Origin of the sequence: Oricola thermophila, from assembly GCF_013358405.1 — a bacterium.
In the GTDB taxonomy this organism is placed as follows: domain Bacteria; phylum Pseudomonadota; class Alphaproteobacteria; order Rhizobiales; family Rhizobiaceae; genus Oricola; species Oricola thermophila.
This window is the reverse complement of the sequence record NZ_CP054836.1, coordinates 636,117-653,355: the sequence shown is the minus strand read 5'-3', so window position 1 is coordinate 653,355 and position 17,239 is coordinate 636,117. Positions and strand designations below refer to the sequence as shown.

General features: G+C 63.0%; 15 protein-coding genes. 8 read left to right on the top strand and 7 right to left on the bottom strand.

What is annotated here, in order from left to right:
- Positions 1–77 precede the first annotated feature (77 nt).
- From HTY61_RS03015 to HTY61_RS03005, 3 genes are all read left to right on the top strand, one after another.
- The gene (locus tag HTY61_RS03015; RefSeq protein ID WP_175275410.1) at positions 78–947 is read left to right on the top strand and encodes a LysR family transcriptional regulator; all 870 of its coding nucleotides are present in this window, start codon (positions 78–80) and stop codon (positions 945–947) included.
- Between the two features lie 607 nt (positions 948–1,554).
- Positions 1,555–3,273 carry a retron Ec67 family RNA-directed DNA polymerase/endonuclease gene (locus tag HTY61_RS03010; RefSeq protein WP_175275409.1) on the top strand — a complete coding sequence of 573 codons (1,719 nt, stop codon included), beginning with the start codon at positions 1,555–1,557 and terminating at the stop codon, positions 3,271–3,273.
- Positions 3,273–3,842, top strand: coding sequence for a GNAT family N-acetyltransferase (locus HTY61_RS03005; protein WP_175275408.1), 570 nt, complete (start codon positions 3,273–3,275; stop codon positions 3,840–3,842). Before HTY61_RS03010 ends, HTY61_RS03005 begins: the two co-directional genes overlap by 1 nt.
- A gap of 26 nt (positions 3,843–3,868) precedes the next feature.
- On the opposite strand, the gene scpA is transcribed toward HTY61_RS03005, so the two are convergent.
- The 5 genes from scpA to HTY61_RS02980 all read right to left on the bottom strand — a co-directional run bounded on the left by scpA (position 3,869) and on the right by HTY61_RS02980 (position 11,042).
- Positions 3,869–6,004 carry a methylmalonyl-CoA mutase gene (scpA, locus tag HTY61_RS03000; protein ID WP_175275407.1) on the bottom strand — a complete coding sequence of 712 codons (2,136 nt, stop codon included), beginning with the start codon at positions 6,002–6,004 and terminating at the stop codon, positions 3,869–3,871.
- Positions 6,001–8,106 (bottom strand): acetyl-CoA carboxylase biotin carboxylase subunit, encoded by a 2,106-nt coding sequence (locus tag HTY61_RS02995; RefSeq protein WP_175275406.1) that lies wholly within the window; start codon positions 8,104–8,106, stop codon positions 6,001–6,003. Before HTY61_RS02995 ends, scpA begins: the two co-directional genes overlap by 4 nt.
- Positions 8,103–8,480, bottom strand: coding sequence for a hypothetical protein (locus HTY61_RS02990; protein ID WP_197945359.1), 378 nt, complete (start codon positions 8,478–8,480; stop codon positions 8,103–8,105). The genes HTY61_RS02995 and HTY61_RS02990 overlap by 4 nt, the downstream gene beginning before the upstream one ends.
- Positions 8,480–9,391 carry a glutathione-dependent disulfide-bond oxidoreductase gene (gene yghU / locus HTY61_RS02985; RefSeq protein ID WP_175275405.1) on the bottom strand — a complete coding sequence of 304 codons (912 nt, stop codon included), beginning with the start codon at positions 9,389–9,391 and terminating at the stop codon, positions 8,480–8,482. The genes HTY61_RS02990 and yghU overlap by 1 nt, the downstream gene beginning before the upstream one ends.
- A 118-nt stretch (positions 9,392–9,509) precedes the next feature.
- Complete coding sequence (locus HTY61_RS02980; RefSeq protein ID WP_175275404.1) at positions 9,510–11,042, bottom strand: acyl-CoA carboxylase subunit beta; 1,533 nt, start codon at positions 11,040–11,042, stop codon at positions 9,510–9,512.
- A 120-nt stretch (positions 11,043–11,162) separates the two neighbouring features.
- Here HTY61_RS02980 and HTY61_RS02975 point away from each other — a divergent pair, with 120 nt between their 5' ends.
- The 5 genes from HTY61_RS02975 to HTY61_RS02955 all read left to right on the top strand — a co-directional run bounded on the left by HTY61_RS02975 (position 11,163) and on the right by HTY61_RS02955 (position 14,752).
- Positions 11,163–12,581 (top strand): helix-turn-helix domain-containing protein, encoded by a 1,419-nt coding sequence (locus HTY61_RS02975; RefSeq protein ID WP_175275403.1) that lies wholly within the window; start codon positions 11,163–11,165, stop codon positions 12,579–12,581.
- 472 nt (positions 12,582–13,053) lie between these two features.
- The gene (locus HTY61_RS02970) at positions 13,054–13,260 is read left to right on the top strand and encodes a cold-shock protein (protein WP_175275402.1); all 207 of its coding nucleotides are present in this window, start codon (positions 13,054–13,056) and stop codon (positions 13,258–13,260) included.
- Between the two features lie 101 nt (positions 13,261–13,361).
- On the top strand, positions 13,362–13,595 hold the full coding sequence (locus tag HTY61_RS02965; RefSeq protein WP_175275401.1) for a hypothetical protein: 234 nt from the start codon (positions 13,362–13,364) through the stop codon (positions 13,593–13,595).
- 15 nt (positions 13,596–13,610) lie between these two features.
- Positions 13,611–13,751: a hypothetical protein gene (locus tag HTY61_RS02960; protein WP_175275400.1), complete on the top strand. Its 141-nt coding sequence runs from the start codon at positions 13,611–13,613 to the stop codon at positions 13,749–13,751.
- Between the two features lie 74 nt (positions 13,752–13,825).
- Positions 13,826–14,752: a DMT family transporter gene (locus HTY61_RS02955; RefSeq protein WP_175275399.1), complete on the top strand. Its 927-nt coding sequence runs from the start codon at positions 13,826–13,828 to the stop codon at positions 14,750–14,752.
- A 31-nt stretch (positions 14,753–14,783) separates the two neighbouring features.
- Here HTY61_RS02955 and ccoS read toward each other — a convergent pair whose 3' ends face one another.
- Positions 14,784–14,939: a cbb3-type cytochrome oxidase assembly protein CcoS gene (ccoS, locus tag HTY61_RS02950; RefSeq protein WP_175275398.1), complete on the bottom strand. Its 156-nt coding sequence runs from the start codon at positions 14,937–14,939 to the stop codon at positions 14,784–14,786.
- Positions 14,936–17,239 (bottom strand): heavy metal translocating P-type ATPase, encoded by a 2,304-nt coding sequence (locus HTY61_RS02945; protein ID WP_175275397.1) that lies wholly within the window; start codon positions 17,237–17,239, stop codon positions 14,936–14,938. The genes ccoS and HTY61_RS02945 overlap by 4 nt, the downstream gene beginning before the upstream one ends.

Below are 17,239 nucleotides of genomic sequence, written 5' to 3'. Positions count from 1 at the left end.
CAGGTCCCGGTTGCTAGCAGGGTCGGACCGGTTCGAAAATTCTCGACTTTTGCAGACTTCTCGTGCATTTTTGCACAATGCACGACTGGGACGACATCCGCCATTTCCTGGCCGTTGCCCGAACGGGCAGCATAACCGCGGCCGCCCGTCGGCTGGCAGTCAACCATTCGACCGTATCGCGCCGCATAGCGCAGCTCGAGCGGCGGATGGGCGTCAGGCTGTTCGACCGGCTGGCGAGCGGGCTTGCATTGACGGCCGCGGGAAGCGAACTCGTTCCGATCGCGGAGCAGGTCGAGAACCAGGTGTCGCGCTTCTCGCGCGGCGCAAGCGCCAGGGATGCCCGCATCGGCGGCAAGCTCACGATAGCGGCGCCGCCCCTTCTCGCGCACTACCTGCTCATGCCAATGATCGCCGGTTTCTCGTCGCGCTACCCGCAGATAGAGGTCACCTTGCTGGCCTCGGACGAGCTCGCGAGCCTGAACAGGCGCGAGGCCGACGTCGCCATCCGTGCGACCGCCGCGCCACAAGAGACGCTGGTCGGGCATCGGCTGACCGCGAACCGGAACAGCCTCTACTGCACGCGGGCCTACCTGCAAGCGAAGGGAACCGATGCGGAGGAAGCAACCCGGCGCACCGACCTCGACTGGATCTGGCACGACACGGGCGAGGGTCGGCCCGAATGGGCGGCATCGCATTTTCCCGGCGGGCGCGCGGCCTGCCGGGTCGATACCAAGCTTGCCGCGGTTGCCGCGGCGCTGGCGAATATGGGCGTGGTCGAACTCCCGGTCATCGTGGGCGCCTGGATACCGGATCTCGTCCAGCTTCCCGAACTGACGGTGAAATCGGACCGGGATGTCTGGATTCTCTACCACCGCGACTTCCGGCATACGGCGCGCATGCGCGTCTTTGTCGCCGACATCCGCAAGCAGTTCGCCGCCCTGACGTGATCACCGGGCTTGACCGGCTCGGCGCCGGAAACAAAAAAAGCGGGCTATTGCCCGCTTCCCTCGTTCGCTGAGACTTGGATGGCGCCGGTACTTCCGCGGTCGCCAGACTGTCGATCAGCTCTGACCCGACCTCGCCCGAAACCTCGCAACCTATCTGGAAGGAGCTTCACGCGGCGTCAGCCGGTTGATCAATAGATGGGGACGGTGGGGACGGAGTTCAAGGGGGGGGGGGGGGGGGGGAGGAGATAGGGAGGGCGGGTAAAGTTTAATAAGGAGAGTTGGATTAAGGCTAGCCCGCAAAAACGGGGATAAGAAGCCTCGAAGTGCAACATCAGTATATTGGTTGCGACCGGTACAAACTATCACCGTGCGCCAGATAGCTTTCCATGTTCGCCGATGATTGACAAACTTGTGCCATTTGATTGAAGCGGTTATTAGAAAACCGCTTACAGGCAGAATTGTTATCGCGTATCGCGATATAAGAAACAATGTCAGGAGGGAATCGCTTCCCGACGATCCTTAATGCCTATTCGTTTGTGATGAATGGACGAAAACTGGGTATCGCATAGGAGTGCCTGTAAGCATTTCCTTATTACGAAATTGCTAAATGACCATACTAAAGAAACTACAAGACGCTAAAGATTTAGAAGACCTCGCAAAAATACTTGGCTTCTCGCCAAAGGGAATTTCTTACATAATATACAAGCTGGAAGAAAATTCAAAGTACAAGAAATTCAAGATCAAAAAATCCCACGGAGGCGAGAGAGAAATCTGCGCACCCATCGAACCGCTGAAAACGCTCCAGCGACGGCTCGCCAATGTGCTCTATGCCTCTGTTGATTCAATTGAGGCAGAAAAAGGAATAAACTCTACCTCCCACGGCTTTCGTCGCGGGCATTCCATTATCTCGAATGCGCGGAAGCATAAACGTCGTCGCTACGTCCTAAACCTCGACCTGAAGGATTTCTTTCCTACCTTCAATTTCGGGCGAGTGCGTGGTTTTTTCATTAGTGACAACCGCTTTGGTTTTCACGAAAACGTTGCAACGCTTATCAGCCAGATTGCCTGCCACGAGAACTCACTTCCGCAAGGAAGCCCGTGTTCGCCCATCATTGCTGATCTGATCGCAAACATTCTTGACGCGCGGCTCGTACGGCTTGCGAAAGACCACAAAGTCACCTACTCGCGCTATGCCGACGACATCACCTTTTCTACAAGCTTGAAGAAATTTCCGGCGGCTTTGGCACAACCTGTAGCTGGCGAGGGACCGGATTGGAAACTCGCAGATCCGTTGACAAAGGCGATTGAAGGCGCCGGCTTTAAGATCAATCCCGACAAGACCCGCATGCAATTTCGGGATGGCCGCCAACTCGTTACAGGACTTACTGTCAACGACAAAGTCAATATCCGTCCGGAGTACTACCGTTACGCTCGCTCAATGTGCCACCAGGCTTTCAAGTCGGGAAAATATTATCGGCCATCTAAAGTGTCGGTCGTTGGTGAAAAAGAGCCTGAAATGATCGAATCCCTGAATCCATTAGAGGGAATTCTGAGCCATATCCATCACGTCAAAGACACCATCGATGTACGCATCGAACCGGAGAAAAGAAGACACGGGACAGCGGCGCGCCAGCTCTATAGGCGGTTTTTGATATTCAAGAAATTCGTCTGCCTAGATCAACCGCTCGTAATTTGTGAAGGCAAGACTGACAGTATCTACTTGAAGTGTGCGCTGCGGAAACTCACGCCGTCATTTCCGGAATTGGCCAAAATAAAGGACGAAAAATTCACTTCGAAAATATCTTTCTTCAACTACACTGGCCGTGTGCACTCAGTGCTGGAGTTGGGTGGCGGCACCGAGGATTTGAAGTTCTTCTTTATCAAGACGCGCTACCACGAAATCATAAATAGATTCGGCCACAAACCGCTGCAACACCCGGTCATCGTGCTGATCGACAACGACGACGGTGCTAAGGGGCTTTTCAAAACTATCAAGCAGAATTTCGGAATAACAATTGATTTGCAATCAGATGATAAATTCTACCACATCACCGATAATCTTTACCTCGTTAAAACTATCGAGAAAGGAGAGTCAGGGAAATCCTGCATCGAGGATTGTTTCGAGCCTTCCCTTTTGGAAACCAAAGTCAAAGGAAAGAAGTTCAATTCGTTAAAATATGGTGGCGCTTCCGGTGGCTACGGAAAGTTCGTATTCGCCGAGCAAGTGGTCCGGCCCAATGCAGACAAAATCGATTTTAACGGCTTCAAGCCGTTGTTGGAGCGAATTACTGCGGCAATCGTCGACTACAAATCAAGGGTGCCGTAGTGATTGAGATTATTACAGGAAACCCGGACGATTTTTCTTCCGTTCTTCAAAAGGATTTCATTGATCTTATATTGGTTGGCGGCGAGGTTAGCGAAAAGACGCTTCGGACCAATGTGCCGAATGCCAAACGTCTTATTTTCCTTCGTGTTAGAGGCACAGCGCTCGGGGCTGCCGCACTTAAAATACCTCAAGCCAGCTATCGCTCAAAATTCCCCAAGAGAACCGGCGTGTATGTTGGGGATGCGGATTACCCTTACGAACTCGGCTATGTGTTTGTCGCAGAGGTCGTGCGCAATAACGGCTACGCGAGTGAGTTGATAAGGGCGTCCATCGAATGCGCCGAAAACCGGGGAATATTTTCAACAACCCGGACAGACAATATCGGAATGCACCGCATTCTGGAACGTTCGGGTTTCGTAAAAGCCGGAACGCCCTACCCTGGCCAAAAGAAAGGAGAACACATACAGCTTTTCCTCCGGCCTGAACCGTTCGCCATCAACAAATCATATGGGCGCTATATTAAGACTATCCACCTGCCGGATACACCGAAATCCAAGAAAGTAATCTAGGTAGAAATTCTGCCCTTTACTGAACTCTACCGGTTCCTTCTCACCCCCTCAACCTGCGCCAACACCGCGTTCGCCGCCTCCAGCACGTTGGAGCCGGGGCCGAAGATCTCGGCGACGCCGGCCGCCCTTAGCGCGGCGTAGTCCTGCTCGGGGATGACGCCGCCGCAGACGACCTTGATATCGCCGGCGCCGATGGCCTTCAGCCGGTCGATCAGCTCGGGCACCAGCGTCAGGTGCCCGGCGGCCAGCGACGAGACGCCGACCACGTCGACGCCCATGGCCTTCGCCTTCCCGGCCACTTCGTCGGGCGTCTCGAACATGTCCGACAAATCGACGGTGAAGCCCATGTCGGCGAAGGCCGAGGCGATCACCTTGGCGCCGCGGTCGTGGCCGTCCTGGCCCATCTTGGCGACGAGGATATGCGGCTTGCGGCCCATCGTCTTCGTCGCCTGCTCGATGCGGGTGCGGATGGCCTTGTATTCCGGGTCGTCGGCATAGGCCTCGCCATAGACGCCCGAGATGACGCGGGTGACGGCCTTGTGGCGAGAGAAGGCGCGTTCCATGGCATCCGAGATCTCGCCCAGCGTGGCGCGGGCGCGCGCAGCCTCGATCGCCGCTTCCAGCAAATTGCCCTGCCCGCTCGCCGCGACCTTTTCCAGTGCCGCCAGCGCGCTCTCGGCGGCCGACTGGCTGCGCGTCTCGCGCACCCTCTTCAGCTTGGCGATCTGCGCGGCGCGGACCTTCGAGATGTCGATGGACAGGATGTCCACCTTGTCCGGGTCGGCCGGGCGGAAGCGGTTGACGCCGACGATCACCTCCTCGCCCTTGTCGATGCGCGCCTGGCGCTTGGCCGCCGCCTCCTCGATGCGCAGCTTCGGCAGGCCCTGCTCGACGGCCTTCGTCATGCCGCCCAGCGCCTCGACCTCCTGGATCAGTTCCCACGCCTTGTCGGCGAGATCCTTCGTCAGCGCCTCTACATAGTATGAGCCGCCGAGCGGATCGACGACATTGGCGACGCCGGTCTCGTGCTCGAGGATCAGCTGGGTGTTGCGGGCGATGCGGGCGGAGAAGTCCGTCGGCAGCGCCATCGCCTCGTCGAAGGAATTGGTGTGCAGCGACTGGGTGCCGCCGAGCACCGCGGCCAGCGCCTCGTAGGCGGTGCGCACGATGTTGTTGTACGGGTCCTGCTCGGTCAGCGAGACGCCGGAGGTCTGGCAGTGGGTGCGCAGCATCTTGGAGCGGTCGGACTTCGCGCCGAAATCGGTCATGATCCTCGCCCAGAGCTGGCGCGCGGCGCGCAGCTTGGCGGCCTCCATGAAGAAGTTCATGCCGATGCCGAAGAAGAAGGACAGGCGCCCGGCGAAGGCGTCCACGTCGAGGCCGCGCGAGGTGGCGGCGCGAACATATTCCATGCCGTCGGCCAGCGTGTAGGCCAGCTCCTGCGCCAGCGTCGCGCCGGCCTCCTGCATGTGGTAGCCGGAGATCGAGATGGAGTTGAAGCGCGGCATCTCGCGGGCCGTGAAGTCGATGATGTCGGCGACGATGCGCATCGACGGTTCCGGCGGGTAGATGTAGGTGTTGCGGACCATGAACTCCTTGAGGATGTCGTTCTGCACCGTGCCGGTGAGCTTCGACTTGTCGACGCCCTGCTCCTCGCCGGCGACGATGAACATGGCCAGCACCGGTATGATGGCGCCGTTCATGGTCATGGACACGCTCATCTCGCCGAGCGGGATGCCGTCGAACAGGATCTTCATGTCCTCGACCGAGTCGATGGCGACGCCCGCCTTGCCGACATCGCCGGCAACGCGCGGATGGTCGGAATCGTAGCCGCGATGGGTGGCCAGGTCGAAGGCGACCGAGAGGCCCTTCTGCCCGGCGGCAAGGTTGCGCCGGTAGAAGGCGTTGGACTCCTCCGCGGTCGAGAAGCCCGCATATTGCCTGATGGTCCACGGACGGCCCGCATACATGGTGGCGCGCACGCCGCGGGTGAAGGGCGCGAAGCCGGGCAGCTCGTCGACGGCGCCCTCCGGCAGGTCCTCGGCCGTGTAGAGCGGCTTGACGGTTATGCCCTCCGGCGTCTCCCAGTCGAGTTCGGCGGGATCGCGGCCCTTGAGTTCCTTCGTGGCGAGGTCCAGCCAGTCGCGCTTCGTCCTGCTCATCTCTCGAACTCCATGATGACCGCATCGACGGCGAGGCTTTCGCCGACCGAGACGGGGATTTTCGCCACCGTGCCGGCCTTCTCGGCACGCAGCACGTTCTCCATCTTCATCGCCTCGATGATGGCGAGCGGCTGGCCTTCGACCACCTTCTCGCCTTCCTCGACATGCAGCGCGACGACGAGGCCCGGCATCGGGCACAGCAGCAGGTTGGAGGTGTCGGGCGCCTCCTTTTCCGGCATCATGGCGGCAAGCCGCGCCACGTGCGGGGCCATGACATGGACGGCGAGATCGGCGCCGCGGTAGCGCATCCGGAAGCCGCCGGGGATCGGCGCGATCTTCATCGCCGCGATCTCGCGCCAGCGCCCCTTCTCGCCGGTCTCGGCGAACAGGATCGCCACCCGGTCTCCGGGCCGCCAGGCGACCTGGTAGCCGCGCGCCTCGTCCTCGTCGGCGAAGGTGAGCCATATCGGGCCGCCCCACTCGCCGCCGGACGGCGCGACAAGGCTTTCGGCGTCGTAGAAGCCGCGCGTGGCTTCCGCGTCGATGGCGATCTCGAACTCCTCGCCGCCCGCACGCACCACGTAGGGCGTTTCCCGCGGCTCGGCGCGATGGCCGCTTCCCATGCGGCCGGTGATGAAGCTGCCGCGGCGCTCCGATATCCACTGCGCCGCCGCGGCCGTGGCCGCCACCAGGCGCAGGTTCTCGGCGGAAAGCTCCGCGCCTGCAAAGCCGTCCGGATATTCCTCGGCGATGAAGGCCGTGGTGATACGTCCCTCGCGAAAGCGCGGATGGTCCATCACCGCCGACAGGAACGGCAGGTTGTGGCCGATGCCCTCGACCTCGAAGGCGTCGAGCGACTCCGCCATGGCCTCGACCGCCTCGTCGCGCGTCGGCGCCCAGGTGCAAAGCTTGGCGATCATCGGATCGTAGAACATCGATATCTCGCCGCCCTCGAAGACGCCGGTATCGTTGCGCACGATCACGCCGTCGAAGCGTTTTCCCTCGCGCGGCGGGCGGTAGCGCGTCAGCCGTCCGATGGAGGGCAGGAAGTTGCGGTACGGGTCCTCGGCATAGAGCCGGCTCTCGATCGCCCAGCCGTCCAGCCGGATGTCGTCCTGGGCCAGCGTCAGCCGCTCGCCGGCGGCAACCCGGATCATCTGTTCGACGAGATCGACGCCGGTGATCAGCTCGGTGACGGGATGCTCCACCTGCAGGCGGGTGTTCATCTCCAGGAAGTAGAAGTTGCGGTCCCGGTCGACGATGAACTCGACCGTGCCGGCCGACGAGTAGCCGACGGCCTTCGCCAGCGCGACGGCCTGCTCGCCCATCTTCCGGCGCGTCTGATCGTCGAGGAAGGGCGACGGCGCCTCCTCGATGACCTTCTGGTTGCGCCGCTGGATCGAGCATTCCCGCTCGCCGAGCCAGACGGCATTGCCGTGGGAGTCGGCCAGCACCTGGATCTCGATGTGGCGCGGCTCGGTGATGAATTTCTCGATGAAGATGCGATCGTCGCCGAAGGAGGACGCGGCCTCGGACTTCGAGCGCGCGAAGCCCTCTCGTGCCTCGTCGTCGTTCCAGGCGATCCGCATGCCCTTGCCGCCGCCGCCCGCCGACGCCTTGATCATCACCGGATAACCGATCTCGGACGCGATCTTCGCCGCATGATCGGCATCGTCGATCAGCCCCATGAAGCCGGGGACGGTGGAGACCCCGGCCTCGGCGGCAAGCTTCTTGGACGTGATCTTGTCGCCCATCGCCTCGATGGCATTGACCGGCGGGCCGATGAAGGCGATGCCCTCGGCCTTCAGCCGCTCGGCGAACTCGGCCCGCTCGGACAGGAAGCCGTAACCGGGATGCACGGCGTCGGCGCCGGTCTCCTTGCAGGCCTCGATGATCCTGTCAATGACGAGGTAACTCTCGGAGGCAGGTGCAGGGCCGATCTCCACGGCCTCGTCGGCCATCTCGACATGGAGCGCGTTGCGGTCGGCCTCCGAGTGCACCGCGACGGTTCCGATGCCGAGACGTTTCGCGGTCCTGAAGACGCGGCAGGCGATTTCGCCGCGATTGGCGACGAGGATCTTGGAGAAAAGCTCTGTTGTCATACTTCTAGCACATCCTCGAATGCGTCCGGGAAACTCGCCCGGGCGACCTCTTCATCGATCTTCAGCAGCGCCTCGTAGGAGGCCGGGTCGAAGGGCTGCTCGGCGGGCACGACCTCCCGCCCGAACAGCCAGGACAGCCGGCCCGCGTCGAGATTGCCCCGCTCGAAGGGCTCGTTGCCGAAATGGTGCCACAACGCGTGCAGGAAGGCGGTGTCGGCAAGTATCTCGACCGGCAGGCGATCCCGCTTGCGCTCTCGGCGCACGATCGGCGTCACTCCCTTCGGGTTGGCGCGGCGGATCGTGAACTGGTACCCCGTGCCCGGCAGGCCGGACGGGAAGCCGCGATGCTTGGTCATGTGCGGCAGTTTCACCATCAGCCCGCGTCCCCGATCTTGTCCTGCGTCTTCGTCTCGAAGTCGGAGGCGTCGTGACGTTCGTGCAGCTGCTTCGCCGGATCGCCGAAGGTGCGGTTGACCATCGAGCCGCGCTGCGCCGCCGGACGCTGCGCGATCTGCTTCGTCCAGCGCTGGACGTTCTCGTATTCGTCGACGGAGAGGAACTCGCCGGCGTCGTTGTAGGCGCCGTGGCTGGCGAGCCGCCCGTACCAGGGCCAGATCGCCATGTCGGCAATCGTGTACTCGCTGCCGGCCATGTACTCGTGGTCGGCCAGGTGCCGGTCGAGCACGTCGAGCTGGCGCTTCACCTCCATGGCGAAGCGGTCGATGGCGTATTTTATCTTCATCGGGGCATAGGCGTAGAAATGGCCGAAGCCGCCGCCGAGATAGGGAGCGGAGCCCATTTGCCAGAACAGCCAGTTCAGCGCCTCGGTACGCCCGCGAATGTCGGTCGGCAGGAAGGCGCCGAACTTCTCGGCGAGATAGAGCAGGATGGAGCCGGACTCGAACAGCCGTATCGGCTCGCCGCCACCCTTCGGCGCATGGTCCATCATGGCCGGGATCTTGGAATTCGGGTTGACGGAAACGAAGCCGGAGCCGAACTGGTCGCCCTCCCCGATCCGGATGAGCCAGGCGTCGTATTCGGCTCCCTCGTGGCCGGCAGCCAGAAGCTCCTCCAGCATGACCGTGATCTTCACCCCGTTGGGCGTGCCCTGCGAATAGAGCTGCAGCGGATGCCGACCGACAGGCAGCTCCTTCTCGAACTGCGCACCGGCGGTCGGCCGGTTGATCGAGGCGAAGGTGCCTCCATTGCCCTGCTCCCATTCCCAGACCTTCGGCGGAACGTAGCCGGCGGGGAAGTTGTTTGCGGGATCGAATTGATCGGTCATGAATTCATGTCCTTCCTGAGGTTTGCATTGGCGCTGCACCATATAGGAAGAACGCACCGACTGCGGCGCCCCTCATCACGAGAAATTGCGAATTGTCCTTCCACGGCAGCCGCCACCCTCACAACGGAATGTTGTCGTGCTTCTTGGCCGGGGCCTCCGCCTGCTTGCCCTTCAGCAGCTCGAAGGCCCGCGCCACGCGGCGACGCGTCGAGTGCGGCATGATCACCTCGTCGATGAAGCCGCGCTCGGCGGCGATGAAGGGATTGGCGAAGCGGTCCTCGTACTCCTTGGTGCGCTGCGCGATCTTGTCGGCATCGCCCAGCTCCGAGCGGTAGAGGATCTCGGCCGCGCCCTTGGCCCCCATCACCGCGATCTGCGCAGTCGGCCAAGCGTAGTTGACGTCCGCGCGAATGTGCTTCGACGCCATCACGTCATAGGCACCGCCATAGGCCTTGCGGGTGATCACCGTGACCTTGGGCACGGTCGCCTGCGCATAGGCGAACAGGAGCTTCGCGCCGTGCTTGATGATGCCGCCATATTCCTGCGCGGTACCCGGCAGGAAGCCCGGCACGTCAACGAAGGTCAGGATCGGGATGTTGAAGGCATCGCAGAAACGCACGAAGCGCCCGGCCTTCTTCGAAGCATCGATATCGAGGCAACCGGCCAGCACCATGGGCTGGTTGGCCACCACGCCCACGGTCGAGCCGTTGAGACGGATGAAGCCGCAGAGAATGTTGCCGGCGTGATCCTTCTGGATCTCGAAGAAGGTGCCCTCGTCCGCCACCTTGGTGACGACCTCGTGCATGTCATAGGGCTTGTTCGGATTTTCCGGCACCAGCGTGTCCAGCGCCATCTCGACGCGGTCACCCGGGTCGGCGGTCGGTATGACCGGCGGCGCCTCGCGGTTCGACAGCGGCAGGAAGTCGAACATGCGGCGGATTTCGAGCAGCGCCTCGACATCGTTCTCGTAGGCGCCGTCAGCGACGGAGGATTTCTTCGAATGGGTCGATGCGCCGCCGAGTTCCTCCGCCGTGACGATCTCGTTGGTGACGGTCTTCACCACGTCCGGGCCGGTGACGAACATGTAGCTGGTGTCCTTCACCATGAAGATGAAGTCGGTCATGGCCGGCGAATAGACCGCGCCGCCCGCGCACGGGCCCATGATGACGGAAATCTGCGGGATGACGCCGGAGGCCTGCGCGTTGCGCCAGAACACCTCGGCATAGCCACCCAGCGAGGCCACCCCCTCCTGGATGCGCGCGCCGCCGGAATCGTTGAGGCCGATGATCGGCACGCCGTTCTGCATGGCAAGGTCCATAACCTTGCAGATCTTCTCGGCGTGCGTTTCCGACAGCGAACCGCCAAAAACGGTGAAATCCTGGGAGAAGACATAGACCGGCCGGCCGTTGATGGTGCCCCAGCCCGTGACCACGCCGTCGCCGGGGATCTTCGTCTGATCCATGCCGAAATCGGCGCAGCGATGCGCCTTGTAGGTGTCGTATTCCTCGAAGGAGCCCTCGTCGAGCAGCACCTCCAGCCGCTCGCGCGCGGTCAGCTTGCCCTTGGCGTGCTGTGCGTCGATACGCCTCTGACCGCCGCCGAGGCGCGCTTCGCGCCGGCGCTCTTCCAGCTGTTCCAGAATATCCTGCATGAAGTCCTCGCGTTTGCCGGGGCGTTTTCCGTAACGCCTGCGAGCCTGCGCAGCTAGGGTTGAAAAAGCAAGCAAGCGGATTTAGTGAAAAATCAAATAGCAAATTGCGAAATTGCAAACATGCGCGCACGCAAGGTATTCGCCGGACGCAAGATCCGCTCCATCCGCACGGAACGCGGCCTGACCCAGGCGGCTTTCGCGGCCCAGCTCGGCATCTCGACCTCCTATCTCAACCAGATCGAGAACAATCAGCGCCACGTGACCGCCCCGGTCCTCATGGCGCTGGCCGAGGTTTTCGCCGTCGACATCAAGGACCTGTCGGGCAATGACGACGACCGGCTGCTGGCGGACCTGTCGGAAGCCCTCGCCGACCCTCTGTTTTCCGGCGACGCGCCGCCGGCGCAGGACCTGAAGCTGGTCGTCCAGAACACGCCCGCCGTGGCCCATGCCTTCCTCTCCATGCACCAGGCGCTGCGCCGCGCCGGCGAGAGGCTGGCGGAACTGGACGACACGCTGGAGCGCTCCGGGGCACAGGCCGAGCCGACACCCTACGAGGAAGTCCGCGACTTCTTTCACTACATGGACAACTACATCGACTGGCTGGACCGCGCGGCCGAGGATCTCGCCGGCCAGCTGGATGCCGGTCGCACCGACCGAACGCGCGCGCTGGCCGGGTTCATCGAGTCCCGCCACGGCGTGCGCACGGTGATCGGCGGAGCGGCGGCACGGCCCGGCGCAATCAGGCGCTACGACCGTCATTCGAAGGTACTGTCGCTCAATCCGCGCTCCTCGCCCGCCACCCGGGCCTTCCAGATCGCCCACCAGCTGGCCCTGATCGCCCATTCGGATGCCATCGACGAGATCGTGCGCAAGGCCGCCTTCCGCTCGAGGGATGCCGAGGCCATCTGCCGGATCGGCCTGGCCAACTATTTCGCCGGCGCGGCATTGCTGCCCTATGGCGAATTCATGGAAGCCGCCCGGGAGCTGCGTCACGACCTCGAGCTGCTTGCCGAGCGCTTCGGTGCCTCGATCGAGCAGGTCGCCCACCGGCTGTCGACCCTGCAGCGACCGGGGCTGAAGGGCGTGCCCTTCTTCTTCGCCCGCGTGGACCAGGCCGGCAACATCACCAAGCGCCACTCGGCCACCAAGCTGCAATTCGCCCGCTTCGGTTCCGCCTGCCCGCTCTGGAACGTGCACTCCGCCTTCGAGACGCCGAACCGGATTATCAGGCAACTGGCCGAAACCCCTGACGGGATTCGGTATTTGTGCCTCGCGACGACCGTCTCGAAACCGGGAGGCGGCTTCCGTGCCCCCGTGCAGCGCTATGCGCTGGCGCTTGGCTGCGAGGTGCGCCATGCCGGCGAGCTGGTCTATGCCGACGATCTCGACACCGGCCGCGACGAGGCCTTCGAGCCAATCGGCATTTCGTGCCGCATCTGCGAGCGCCAGGACTGCCACCAGCGCGCCGTGCCGCCGCTCAAGCACAAGCTGTTCGTGGACGAAAAGGCGCGCGATACGGTGCCCTACAGCTTCGAGTAGTCGGATTTCCGACCATGTCTCGGTTCAGGCCTTGAAACCGCGCCCCGCGCCGCCCATCTATTGTTGAGCGGCACGGCGCCGCGTGGGGCTCCTTCCGGATGTGTCGAGAGGTCCCCGGCGCTGGCTGCGACAACCGGAAGACCGCCACGTGACCACGGATGTACTGGCACCTGGCAGGTCACGGTTGAACGGGGAAAGCGGGCAATAGCCCGCTTTTTTTGTTTGTGCCGGATCGGCCGGGAACGCCGATATCGGGCGTTTCGCCGTCAGCCAGTGCACATTTTCGCAAGACTTCGGATGACGGCCTTGAATAAACCGCAAATCCGTACTATGTAAAATCATCGTTCTTTTGGCCAGTCTTGGCTATTCGCGGCGTCAACGCTATCGACCCGCCAATTTCTTTCCAAAATTTCGATGTTTGGATCGCGTCCGCACGTTGCGGCGCGGCAAGTTACGCTTAGGAATAGCAGACATGACTACAGGTACCGTAAAGTTCTTTAATGGCCAGAAGGGCTTTGGATTCATCCAGCCGGAAGACGGCAGCAAGGACGTGTTCGTCCACATCAGCGCCCTCGAGCGCGCAGGCATCGGCGGTCTCGTCGAAGGCCAGAAGGTCTCTTTCGACCTCGAGTCCGGCCGTGACGGCCGTACGAGCGCGGCGAACCTCCAGCTGCTCTAACCGGCAGTGAAACCGGGCGGACCGCCAAGCGTCCCCTGCCCGGTTCCCATCGACACACGAAGCGGGGACTGGTCCCCGCTTTTTTATTGGGAAATCGGATTATGGACACCCACAGATTCAGCGTCGGCGACCTCGTCTGCTACCGCAGCCGCACCCTCATGAAGATGCCGGACTCCTTCGAGGTCAGCGCCGTCCTGCCCCCGCGCGAAGGCATCGTCCAGTACAGGATCAAGAGCGAGCATGAGGCGTATGAGCGCGTCGTCGGGGAAGACGACATCGAGCCGGTCCACAGCTCGCCGGCCAACAACAATATTCCCGCCCACCTTCGAAGCTGACCGCACGACATTGCCATGACCATTGCTGTTACCGCCGTATCGGAACAGCTCGGCGCCAAAATCGTGCGTGCGCCGGACAACGAGAGCGACCATCTCGCGGCCACCGGTCGTCGACACCGGGGCTGGGACGACCATTTCCGCTCGCTGAAGCGGTAGCCGGCACGCGGAACCGTCATCGCAACGCCCTGCCTGCTGGCCTCGCGCCGCGGAAAGGGGTATGGGCGGACTGCATGACCTTTCCGAACGCGCCCATAGCCTCCACCGAACCGCCCAGAACAAGCCGAACCGGCCTCGGAATCGGCCTGATGCTTCTCGGCTTCATGTTCTTTTCAATAACGGATGCGACCGCCAAGATACTCACGCGGGATTTCGAGCCATTCCAGATTGCATGGTTTCGCCAGCTCGGGCTTCTGACCATCGCGACATGGATCGTCGCCACACGCGGTCGTTCGGTTTTCAGGACGGCCCGCCCTGTATTGCAGATAGGCAGGGGGATGGCGGCCGCGCTGTCGGCATCCGCCTTCATATTCGCTGTCGGCTACGTTCCGCTGGCCGATGCCACCGCCGTGAGCTTTGTCGCACCGTTCGTCGTCACCATACTGGCCGCGGTCGTGCTGCGCGAAACAGTGGGCATACGCCGCTGGACGGCGGTCACGATCGGCTTCATCGGAACGCTGATCGTGATCCGTCCCGGCCTCGGCCTGTTCCATCCCGCGATCTTCGTGGTCCTCGCAGCAGCTTCCCTGTTCGCGGTGCGACAGATATTGTCGCGCGTTCTCGGGCCGGTGGATCGGACGATCACGACCATCGTCTACACGGCGATCAGCAGTGTCGTGCTGTTGACCATACCGACGATCCTTGTCTGGCAGACGCCGACCAGCCTCAGGCAGGTATTGCTGATCCTGCTCATTGCCTGCACCGCAGGGATCGGGGAGTTTCTCATCATCCGGGCCCTGGAACTTGCCCAAGCGGCGACGCTGGCTCCGTTGCAATACACGATGATCATCTGGAGCACGGGCCTGAGCTGGCTGCTCTTCTCGCAATTGCCGGACGCGTGGTCCCTGATCGGCGCGGCCATCATCATGGTCTCGGGCATTTACACCCTGCACCGGGAAAGACTGGCGGCAAGACAGAGACGGCAGGCGAACGGAGCATAGCCGCCGCGTTCCGGTGGCCCTGCCCTCTCCCCTAGAGCGGCTTCTCGTCAGCTTCCTCGTCGAGGATGCGTTCCGCCGCGCCGTCGAGATCCTGGTACTGGCCGCTCTTCATCGACCACAGGAAGGCGAAGAGACCAAGCGCGCCCATCCCGAGTGCCGCGGGTATGAGGTAGATCAACACGTTCATGCCAGAACCTCGTTCGGTTCCGCCGCCTTCCGCGTGCGTCCGAGGCGCGGCAGCAACCGCCCGCCGCGCGCCAGGCGCATGGAGTTCATCACGACGACGATGGACGATCCCGACATGGCGAGCGCAGCGATCAGCGGTGTCACGTAGCCGGCGACGGCCAGCGGCACGGCGATGACGTTGTAGAGCGCGGCAAGCCCGAAATTCTGCCGCACCAGCCGGCCCGCCTTGAGCGCGATCTCGCGGGCAAACGGCACCGACATCATGGTCTCCCGGGTGAAGACGAAATCGGCGGCCATGCGGCCGATATCCGACGCCGAGGCCGGCGCCATGGAAACGTGCCCCGCCGCGAGCGCCGGAGCATCGTTGAGTCCGTCGCCGACCATCATGACATGGCGGCCATGGGCCTGGAGTTCGCGGACGCGGGCGATCTTGGATGCGGGAGTGGCCTGCGCTCGTACCGCCTCGATGCCGACCGTGGCTGCGATTGCCTTGACCGCGGCGGCGCTGTCGCCCGACAGGAGTTCGACCGCCATGTCCTGTTCCCTGAGCGCTGCGACGGCATCCGCCGCATCGGGCCGCAGGGTCTCCGACAGGGTGAAGCCGGCCACCTCGCCCCCTTCGCGGGCAAAGGCAAGCCCGGCGCCCCGCGCTGCCTCCCCGGTCCCCGGCGCGGCCATTTCGGCCGCCCATTCGGCACGACCGAGGCGCACGCGCTCGCCATCGACGATACCCTCGACACCGTAGCCCGGAACCTCGCGGATATCGGACAGCGCAGCGACCGGCGTATCCGCCAGGAACACGGCGACCGCACGCGAAGCCGGGTGGATCGAGTGCATGGCCAGCGCCTTGGCCGCCGGCGCGTCGTCGGCGCCGATCGCCGTTGCCGCGATGCGCGGCGTGCCCGTGGTCAACGTGCCGGTCTTGTCGAAGACCGCCGTGTCGGCTTCGGCCAGCCTTTCGAGGGCCGACCCGTCCTTCATCAGGATGCCACGGCCGAACAGGCGTGCGGCCCCGATGACATGCACCACGGGCACGGCAAGGCCGAGCGCGCAAGGACAGGTGATGATGAGGACGGAAATGGCGGTGTAAAGCGACGCATGCCAGTCGCCTTCCGTCACGATCATCCAGCCGAGAAACGCAAACAGCGCCAACAGGTGCACCGCGGGCGCGTAGACCCGCGCCGCCCGGTCGGCGATGCGCACGTAGCGCCCGCGACCGTTCTCGGCGGCCTCCATCATCTGCATCACCTCGGCGATGAAGGATTCGTCGGCCTTGCGAACGACCTTCACGTCGATCGGGCCGGTAAGGTTCAGCGTGCCGGCCTCCACCTCGGTATTGGCCGCGACAGCAACCGGCGCGCTCTCGCCGGTCACCAGAGAACGGTCGAGATCGCTGGTGCCCCGGACTACACGGCCGTCCGCGGGAATGCGTTCGCCCGGAGCGACCCGCACCACCATGCCCGGCTCGATCTCGTCGACCGGCGCATATGTGAGCGAGCCGTCATCCCCGACGACATTGCCGCCGCGCGCCGTCATGCGGGCAAGCCCGAGCACGGCGGAGCGGGCGTGGTCGCGCATCAGCTGGTCGAGATAGCGTCCGATAAGCAGGAAGAAGAGGAGCGTCACGGCCGCGTCGAAATAGGCCTCCGCGCCGCCGGTCAGGCTTTCATAGACGCTCATGCCCAGCGCCAGGATTACGGCAAGCGAGATCGGCACGTCCATGTTGAGGCGGCGCGCAGCAAGGGCCTTCAGCGCCGAGGAGAAGAACACCTGGCCCGAATAGGCGACGACGGGAACGGCGACAAGGCCGGAAATCAGGTGAAACAGGTCCCGAGTGGCACCGGTGGCGCCGGACCAGACCGACACCGACAGGAGCATGATGTTGCCCGCGGCAAAGCCCGCGACCGCGAGCGCCCGCAAAAGGCGCTCGGACTGCCGCTTGTGCTCTACATCGCCGAGTTCGCCCAGGTCGACCGGCATGGCGCGATACCCCAGGCGGTCGAGCGTCTGGAGCACGAAGCCGGGCGAGCGGTCTTCGGAATCCAGGATGACCGTCAGGCGTTTCAGCGACAGGTTCACGCGCGCCGAAACGACGCCTTCGAGGCCGTTCAGCCCGCGCTCGATCGCCGAGATGCAGGCGCCGCAATGCACCTCGGGCACCGAAAGCACGTAGCGCACGGTGCCGTCATTCTCGATGTGGCCGGCGCGCTGCAACTCCTCCACGCGCGTGAAATCGCCCACGCCCGCAGAGGCAAGCGCATTGTCCACCCCGAGATCTCCGCCGCAACAGCTACCCGCCAT

Coding starts and splice junctions, on each gene's coding strand:
- HTY61_RS03015 (WP_175275410.1), top strand. CDS start 78: ATGCACGACTGGGACGACATCCGCCATTTCCTGGCCGTTGCCCGAACG.
- HTY61_RS03010 (WP_175275409.1), top strand. CDS start 1,555: ATGACCATACTAAAGAAACTACAAGACGCTAAAGATTTAGAAGACCTC.
- scpA (WP_175275407.1), bottom strand. CDS start 6,004: ATGAGCAGGACGAAGCGCGACTGGCTGGACCTCGCCACGAAGGAACTC.
- HTY61_RS02995 (WP_175275406.1), bottom strand. CDS start 8,106: ATGACAACAGAGCTTTTCTCCAAGATCCTCGTCGCCAATCGCGGCGAA.
- HTY61_RS02990 (WP_197945359.1), bottom strand. CDS start 8,480: ATGGTGAAACTGCCGCACATGACCAAGCATCGCGGCTTCCCGTCCGGC.
- yghU (WP_175275405.1), bottom strand. CDS start 9,391: ATGACCGATCAATTCGATCCCGCAAACAACTTCCCCGCCGGCTACGTT.
- HTY61_RS02980 (WP_175275404.1), bottom strand. CDS start 11,042: ATGCAGGATATTCTGGAACAGCTGGAAGAGCGCCGGCGCGAAGCGCGC.
- HTY61_RS02975 (WP_175275403.1), top strand. CDS start 11,163: ATGCGCGCACGCAAGGTATTCGCCGGACGCAAGATCCGCTCCATCCGC.
- HTY61_RS02970 (WP_175275402.1), top strand. CDS start 13,054: ATGACTACAGGTACCGTAAAGTTCTTTAATGGCCAGAAGGGCTTTGGA.
- HTY61_RS02965 (WP_175275401.1), top strand. CDS start 13,362: ATGGACACCCACAGATTCAGCGTCGGCGACCTCGTCTGCTACCGCAGC.
- HTY61_RS02960 (WP_175275400.1), top strand. CDS start 13,611: ATGACCATTGCTGTTACCGCCGTATCGGAACAGCTCGGCGCCAAAATC.
- HTY61_RS02955 (WP_175275399.1), top strand. CDS start 13,826: ATGACCTTTCCGAACGCGCCCATAGCCTCCACCGAACCGCCCAGAACA.
- ccoS (WP_175275398.1), bottom strand. CDS start 14,939: ATGAACGTGTTGATCTACCTCATACCCGCGGCACTCGGGATGGGCGCG.
- HTY61_RS02945 (WP_175275397.1), bottom strand. CDS start 17,239: ATGGCGGGTAGCTGTTGCGGCGGAGATCTCGGGGTGGACAATGCGCTT.